The sequence below is a fragment of the Cobetia sp. genome, from assembly GCF_983723665.1.
This window is the reverse complement of the sequence record NZ_CFDJES010000117.1, coordinates 1,824-8,720: the sequence shown is the minus strand read 5'-3', so window position 1 is coordinate 8,720 and position 6,897 is coordinate 1,824. Positions and strand designations below refer to the sequence as shown.

Genomic DNA, 6,897 nt, shown 5'->3' with positions numbered 1-6,897 from the left:
CCCAGCACCCCGACCAGCTCCACCACCACGGTTTCGCCGAACATCGCGACGGCCTCGCCGTACAGGGCATCATCGACGCGCCGCTCGGCGTAGAGCGCGCGGGTGACGCGATAGATCAGCCGCTCATCGTCTTGCTCAAATGCGGGTTCACGCTCCTCGCGCAGCGCCGTGATGATCTCGGGCGCGAGGCCGGCCTGCTCGGCAATCGGCGCGTGAATCTGCCATTCAGCCTGGGATTTCCACCACACCGCCGTGGTGAGAATCGCCAGCTCGCTGAGGCGCAGCTCAAGGCCGGTGGCGTAGCGGCAGAAGGCGCCGAGGCGCTGGGCATGACTGGCAAGCTCGGGGCTGTGGATCCAGGCCAGGAAGGGGCCGTCCAGATTGCCGCGCGGGCCGCTGAGAATCTCGGCCAGCACCTCGCGCTGAGCCGCGCTCATGCTGGCGTCATCCAGTTCGGTCAGGCGCGATGTGATCGCCATGAAAGTCACTCCATTCAAATCCATTCAAAGATCGTGGGGTAGGCAATGTGCCTGCAGCTGAGCCGTCACAGGCTGGCAAGGGTGGTATCGATGGCACGCCCCAGCTTGGCGGTGATCTCGTCCAGATGCGACTCCTGCAGAATGAACGGCGGTGCCAGCAGGATGTGATCGCCCTGGCGGCCATCGAGGGTGCCGCCCATCGGATAGCACATCAGGCCTTCGGCCATGGCGGCCTTCTTGAGTCGCGCATGCAGCTTGAGGGAGGCGTCGAAGGGCTTTCTGGAATCGCGATCCGCCACCAGCTCCAGCCCCTGGAAGAGGCCGCGACCGCGGATGTCGCCGACATGGGGGTGATGCGCGAAGCGCTCGTTCAGGCGCGCCTTGAGCCCCTCGCCGAGGACATTGACGCGAGTGAGCAGGTCGCGGGCTTCGATGGTCTGCTGGACCGCCAGCGCCGCGGCACAGGCGGTGGCGTGGCCGATGTAGGTATGGCCGTGCTGGAAGAAGCCGGAGCCATTGGCGATGGCATCACGAATGCGCTGGCTGACCAGGGTCGCGCCGATCGGCTGGTAGCCGGCGCCCAGGCCCTTGGCGATGGTGATCAGGTCCGCCGTGACACCTTCCTGCTCGGCGGCGAACAGACTGCCGGTACGTCCCATGCCGCACATCACCTCGTCGAGAATCAGCAGCACGCCGTAGCGATCACAGACCTCGCGGATGCGTCTGAAGTAGCCCGGTACCGCGGTGACGGCGCCCAGGGTGGCACCGACCACCGGCTCGGCCACGAAGGCCATCACGTTCTCGGCGCCCAGGCGCAGGATTTCCGCCTCAAGTTCCGCGGCAAGACGAATGCCCATCGCCTCGGGCGTCTCGTCGGGCTGCTGGTCCCGATAGGCGTAGCAGGGGCTGACGTGACTGACGTTGATCAGCAGCGGCTCGAATTGCTGACGCCGCCAGGCATTGCCGCCGGTGGCCAGCGCGCCCAGCGTATTGCCGTGATAGCTCTGGCGCCGCGCGATCAGATGCTTGCGCTGGGGCTGGCCGATCTCGACGAAATACTGACGGGCCAGCTTGAGTGCCGCCTCGACCGCTTCCGAGCCGCCAGAGACGAAGTAGACGGCGTCGAGCCCTGCGGGAGCGCGTTCGATGAGAAAGTCGGCCAGCTGTTCCATCGGGTCGCTGGTGAAAAACGAGGTGTGCGCGTAGGCCAGTTGGCTGACCTGATCCTTGATGGCCTGCGCCACCGCCTCGTCGCTGTGCCCCAGGCATGACACGGCTGCGCCACCGCTGGCATCCAGATAACGGCGACCCTCGCGATCGACGATGTAGGGGCCATCGCCCTTCACGGCGGTGGGATACTCCTGATTGAGGTTGCGATGCAGTACGTGGCTCATGCGGGCTCCGTGGCGGCAGGGGTGCGAAGACGTAATGCAAATATGTAGTGCATTTGTAGTTTGTGCAATAAATAATTGCATATGGTCGCTTGTGCCTTCGGACTCGACCGGCCAGAGATGCTACCGTTGCCGCCATCTGTCCTGTCCCTTGCCAAGGAGGTATCCCATGCCCCCATACGCCCGAGCCCCCGGGCCCGCATCCCCTGACTCGCCGCCGGAGACCCTGGAGGGGTTGAAGCAGTTGCTGGCGGCGATCGATCGTCGTGAGGTGGAGATTCGTCTCGGCGCGAGTTCCCGGCGCGTGCTGGCGGTGCTGATCGAGTCCCCGCAACGCACGGCGGTGTCTTCCATCAGCCAGCTGGCGGAGCTGACCGGCGTGAACGCCTCGACCTTCTCGCGTCTGGCCCGGCGGCTGGGCTACGAGGGCTTCAGCAGGTTTCAGGATGTCTTTCGCCAGGCGGTGACGGATGGCGAGCATTTCTACAGCCAGCAGGCCTCGCAGCTGCTGGCGCGAGACGCCGATAGCAGCGCCATGGCCCAGCTTGCGCGGCTGGGGCGTCAGGAGAGCGCCAACATCCTCAGCATGCTGGAGAGGGTGGACGCCGCGGCCTTCGAAGCCGCGACCACCTTGCTGGCCGAGGCGCCGCGCGTGCGCCTGCACGGCATGCGTCAGTTCAATTCCCTGGCACTGTTCATGGCCTATGGGCTGGGCATGCTGCGCCCGGACGTGGCACCGCTGGATGCCAGTCGTCAGGGCGTGGCCGATGCACTGGCCCAGCTGTCGGCCGGTGACGTGCTGGTGGTGGCCAGTTGCTTCCCCTATACCCCAAGCGTGGTGGCCTGCGCCGAGGTGGCGGTGAAGCGTGGAGTCGAGGTGATCGCGCTGACCGATTCGGCCAGCTCTCCGCTGGAGCCGCTGGCGCGCTACAGCTTCCATGTGCCCAATCACAGCCTCTTCTACAGCAACAGCATGAGCGCCTTCATGTTTCTCGCCGAAGGCCTGCTCAGTGAGGTGGCCAGCAAGCTAGGCGATGCCGGGGTGGCCTCGCTCAAGCAGCGCGAGGCGATCATCACGGAGTTGGGGGGCGCACGCGGCTGATGCCCGCGACGCACTGCACCGAGGGTGAACGCGGTCATGCACCACGGTGGTGCGGGCGCAGACCTACGTAATGCGGCTTCAAGGCGTATGCAGGACCAAAGAGGCATGGAGGGAGATTGGCGTGATTCCTGCAAAACGACTGATATGAAATGACATCCGTCAGGGCAAGGAATTTCCCATGAGCCGCGAGTACCGTTACACCCTGGGCAGTCAGGTCCATCGTTTTGCCAATCTGGCCGAGCTGATGGCCAAGGCGACGCCCGCCCGCTCCGGAGATCGTCTTGCTGGCGTGATCGCGGAAACCGCCGAGGAGCGAGTCGTCGCTCAGCTGTGTCTGGCGGAGTTGCCCCTCAAGACCTTCCTCGAAGACGTGCTGATTCCCTACGAACAGGACGACATCACCCGCCTGATCATCGATGAGCATGATCCGGTGGCGTTCCTGCCGATCGCCCATCTCACCGTCGGCGACTTCCGCAACTGGCTGCTGAGTGACCTCGCGACCCCCGCGGTGCTGGCGCAGGTGCGCGCCGGCATCACCCCCGAAATGGCCGCCGCGGTCAGCAAGTTGATGCGCAATCAGGACCTGATTCTGGTCGCGAAGAAATGCGAGGTGGTCACCGCCTTTCGCAATACCATCGGCAAGAGTGGCCATCTCTCGACCCGCCTGCAGCCCAACCATCCCACCGATGACGTCACCGGCATCGCGGCCAGCATTCTCGATGGCCTGCTCTACGGCAACGGCGACGCCGTGATCGGCATCAACCCGGCCACCGACAACGTGGCCCAGAGCATCAAGCTGATGCGTCTGATGGATGAGGTGATCCAGAAGTACGCGATCCCCACCCAGTCCTGCGTGCTGACCCACGTCACCAATACCCTCGAGTGCATCGAGCAGGGTGCCCCGGTGGATCTTGTCTTCCAGTCCATCGGCGGCACCCAGGCCACCAACGAGAGCTTCGGTGTCGAGCTTTCCGTGCTGGCGGAGGCGCAGCAGGCCGCGCTGTCGCTCAAGCGCGGCACGGTGGGCGACAACGTGATGTATTTCGAGACCGGCCAGGGCAGTGCGCTGTCCGCCGATGCCCATCACGGCCTGGACCAGCAGACCTGCGAGGCGCGCGCCTATGCGGTGGCGCGCAAGTACTCGCCGCTGCTGGTCAATACCGTGGTCGGCTTCATCGGCCCCGAGTATCTGTTCAATGGCAAGGAGATCATCCGCGCCGGCCTCGAGGACCACTTCTGCGGCAAGCTTTTTGGCCTGCCGATGGGCTGCGACATCTGCTACACCAATCATGCCGATGCCGATCAGAACGACATGGATACTCTGCTGACGCTGCTCGGGGTGGCGGGCTGCAACTTCATCATGGGCATCCCCGGCTCGGATGACATCATGCTCAATTATCAGACCACCTCCTTCCACGATGCTCTCTATGCACGGCGGGTGCTGGGCCTGGGACCGGCACCGGAATTCGCCGCCTGGCTCGAGGAGATGCAGATCTTCACCGATGTCGCCACCCAGGCACTGCCGAGCGAGATGCCCGACCGCTTCGCCAATTCACTGCGTCAGGTGACAGGAGGTGACGCATGAACCCTGACCAGCCCTCTGCTGACGCGGTCTCGCGCAGCCTCGAACCCGATGCCATCGTCACGCCCAATCCCTGGCAGCGGCTTGGCCAGTTCACGGATGCGCGCATCGGCCTTGGCCGTGCCGGCATCAGCCTGCCGACCAATCGTTCGCTGGAATTCCAGCTGGCGCACGCCCGCGCCCAGGACGCCGTCCACCTGCCGCTGGAGATTCCTCGACTGATCGAGGACCTCAATCAGCTCGCGGCGCTCGAGAATGCTCCGCAGATCCAGCGACTGCACAGTCGCGCCGTGGATCGCACCACCTATCTGCAGCGCCCCGATTACGGCCGGCGTCTCGATGAGGCGTCGCGTCAGCAGTTGTCCGCCCTCGACGCCCAGCCTGCCGATCTGGCCATCGTGGTCGTCGATGGGCTCTCGTCTCTGGCGGTGCAGAGCAATGCCGCTCCCTTCATCGCGGCACTGCTGGAGGCGCTTGCCGAAGACGGGCCGGATGCCTGGTCTTTGGCGCCGATCTGCGTGGTGGAGCAGGGGCGGGTCGCGATTGGCGATGAAGTCGGTGAGCTACTCAAGGCTCGTGCAGTGCTGGTGATGGTCGGCGAGCGTCCCGGCCTCAGCTCTCCGGACAGCCTCGGGCTCTATCTGACCTGGCAGCCGCGCGTCGGCCTGAGCGATGCCAGCCGCAACTGCATCTCCAACGTGCGCCCGGCAGGGCTCGACTTCGCCATGGCCGCCCAGCGTCTGCACTACCTGCTGCGTGAGGCACGCAAGCTCGGCCTCACCGGCGTGGGCCTCAAGGACAGAAGCGGCGAGACGGCGCTGGAAGGCGGCACCGGTATCCAGAACTTCCTGCTGTCCTGATGGGACGGCAGCGCAGCAGCGGGAATCTCCCGATCCAACAATGACAAATGCCTGAGGCATACAAGGCGGCACCATGACTCGCGACACGAATCACGACACGAATGAGCAGGACTATCTGGCCAGGCGCCAATTGAAGAAAGGGACGGCAGGCTGGGTCCTGCTGGCGGGCCTCGGGGTCTCCTACGTGATTTCCGGCGATTTCGCCGGCTGGAATTTCGGCATCGGCGAGGCGGGCTGGGGCGGCTTCGCGATCGCCGCTCTCTTGATGGGCATCATGTATCTGGCACTCGTGCTGTCGCTGGCCGAAATGTCAGCGGCCATTCCGGCTGCCGGCGGCGGTTACAGCTTCGCCCGCCAGGCGATGGGGCCGGCAGGCGGCTACCTCACCGGTCTTGCCGTGCTGATCGAATATGCGCTGGCCCCCGCCGCCATCGTCATCTTCATCGGCAGCGCGGTGGAATCGTTGCTGGGCATCAATGGCCCGATCATCTACGCCATCTTCTATCTGGTGTTCATCGGCATTCACCTGGCGGGGGTCGGCGAGGCGCTCAAGGTGATGATGGTGATCAGCGGTCTGGCCGTGTTCGCGATCATCGCCACCGCCGTCGCGCTGATCGGTGACTTCGACAGCAGTCGCCTGTTCGATATCGCACCCACCGATGCCTGGGGGGCCAGCGACTTCATGCCCAATGGCTGGTATGGCATCTGGGCGGCGCTGCCCTTCGGCATGTGGCTGTTTCTGGCCGTGGAAGGGGTGCCGCTGGCGGCGGAGGAATCGCGCAATCCGGCCCGTGATGTCCCGCGCGGCATCATCGGCGCCATGCTGTTTCTGATGTTCACCGCCGTGCTGGTCGTCTTCCTGCTGGCTGGCGCCGCGGGTGCCGAGGCAATCGGCAGCAGCGCCGTGCCGTTGGTGGATGCCCTCAAGGAGACCGGCAGCGAGGGGCTGGCGACACTGGTCAATGTGCTGGCCCTGGCGGGGCTGGTGGCGTCGTTCTTCTCGATCATCTATGGCTACAGCCGTCTGGTCTTCGCGCTGTCGCGGGCGGGGTATCTGCCCAAGACGCTGTCGCTGACCAGCAAGCGCAAGGCGCCGACCTGGGCGCTGGTGGTGCCGGGCATCTTCGGGTTCCTGGTCTCGCTGACCGGCGAGGGCGATCTGATCCTGGGCATGGCGGTGGTGGGGGCGACAGTCTCCTACGCGCTGATGGCGGCCAGCCATATCCTGCTGCGCCTGCGTCAACCGGCGCTGGCACGTCCCTATCGCACGCCGGGCGGCATCGTGACGTCCGCCATCGCGCTGGTGCTCTCGCTGATCGCGCTGACCGGGGTCTATGCCTTCGATCCGCGTGCCTTCAATTACACCTTGGTGCTGTTCGTGGTGGGCATCGCCTACTACGTCATCTTCAGCCGTCATCGGCTGGTGGCGAAGACCGCCGAGGAGGAGTTCGCGCTGGTGGCGAATGCCGAGAGTGACCTGGCG

6 protein-coding genes are annotated in these 6,897 nt (G+C 65.1%); 4 read left to right on the top strand and 2 right to left on the bottom strand.

Annotation, left to right across the window (positions count from 1 at the left end):
* Both AC4FAH_RS11400 and AC4FAH_RS11395 read right to left on the bottom strand, forming a co-directional pair.
* Positions 1-479 (bottom strand): carboxymuconolactone decarboxylase family protein (locus AC4FAH_RS11400; protein ID WP_490246058.1); only part of this gene is annotated, 479 nt, incomplete at its 3' end.
* A gap of 65 nt (positions 480-544) precedes the next feature.
* On the bottom strand, positions 545-1,873 hold the full coding sequence (locus tag AC4FAH_RS11395; protein WP_490246057.1) for an aspartate aminotransferase family protein: 1,329 nt from the start codon (positions 1,871-1,873) through the stop codon (positions 545-547).
* A 166-nt stretch (positions 1,874-2,039) separates the two neighbouring features.
* On the opposite strand from AC4FAH_RS11395, the gene AC4FAH_RS11390 reads away from it, so the two are divergent.
* From AC4FAH_RS11390 to eat, 4 genes are all read left to right on the top strand, one after another.
* Positions 2,040-2,972 (top strand): MurR/RpiR family transcriptional regulator, encoded by a 933-nt coding sequence (locus tag AC4FAH_RS11390; RefSeq protein WP_490246056.1) that lies wholly within the window; start codon positions 2,040-2,042, stop codon positions 2,970-2,972.
* Positions 2,973-3,150: 178 nt separating this feature from the next.
* Positions 3,151-4,557, top strand: a complete 1,407-nt coding sequence (locus tag AC4FAH_RS11385) for an ethanolamine ammonia-lyase subunit EutB (RefSeq protein WP_490246055.1) — start codon at positions 3,151-3,153, stop codon at positions 4,555-4,557.
* The gene (eutC, locus tag AC4FAH_RS11380) at positions 4,554-5,414 is read left to right on the top strand and encodes an ethanolamine ammonia-lyase subunit EutC (protein WP_490246054.1); all 861 of its coding nucleotides are present in this window, start codon (positions 4,554-4,556) and stop codon (positions 5,412-5,414) included. Before AC4FAH_RS11385 ends, eutC begins: the two co-directional genes overlap by 4 nt.
* Before the next feature lie 73 nt (positions 5,415-5,487).
* On the top strand, positions 5,488-6,897 hold a 1,410-nt coding region (eat, locus tag AC4FAH_RS11375; RefSeq protein ID WP_490246053.1), incomplete at its 3' end, for an ethanolamine permease.

What these genes read in the sequence shown, in the direction of transcription:
- eutC (WP_490246054.1), top strand. Translation starts at nt 4,554, where the DNA reads ATGAACCCTGACCAGCCCTCTGCTGACGCGGTCTCGCGCAGCCTCGAA.
- AC4FAH_RS11395 (WP_490246057.1), bottom strand. Translation starts at nt 1,873, where the DNA reads ATGAGCCACGTACTGCATCGCAACCTCAATCAGGAGTATCCCACCGCC.
- AC4FAH_RS11390 (WP_490246056.1), top strand. Translation starts at nt 2,040, where the DNA reads ATGCCCCCATACGCCCGAGCCCCCGGGCCCGCATCCCCTGACTCGCCG.
- AC4FAH_RS11385 (WP_490246055.1), top strand. Translation starts at nt 3,151, where the DNA reads ATGAGCCGCGAGTACCGTTACACCCTGGGCAGTCAGGTCCATCGTTTT.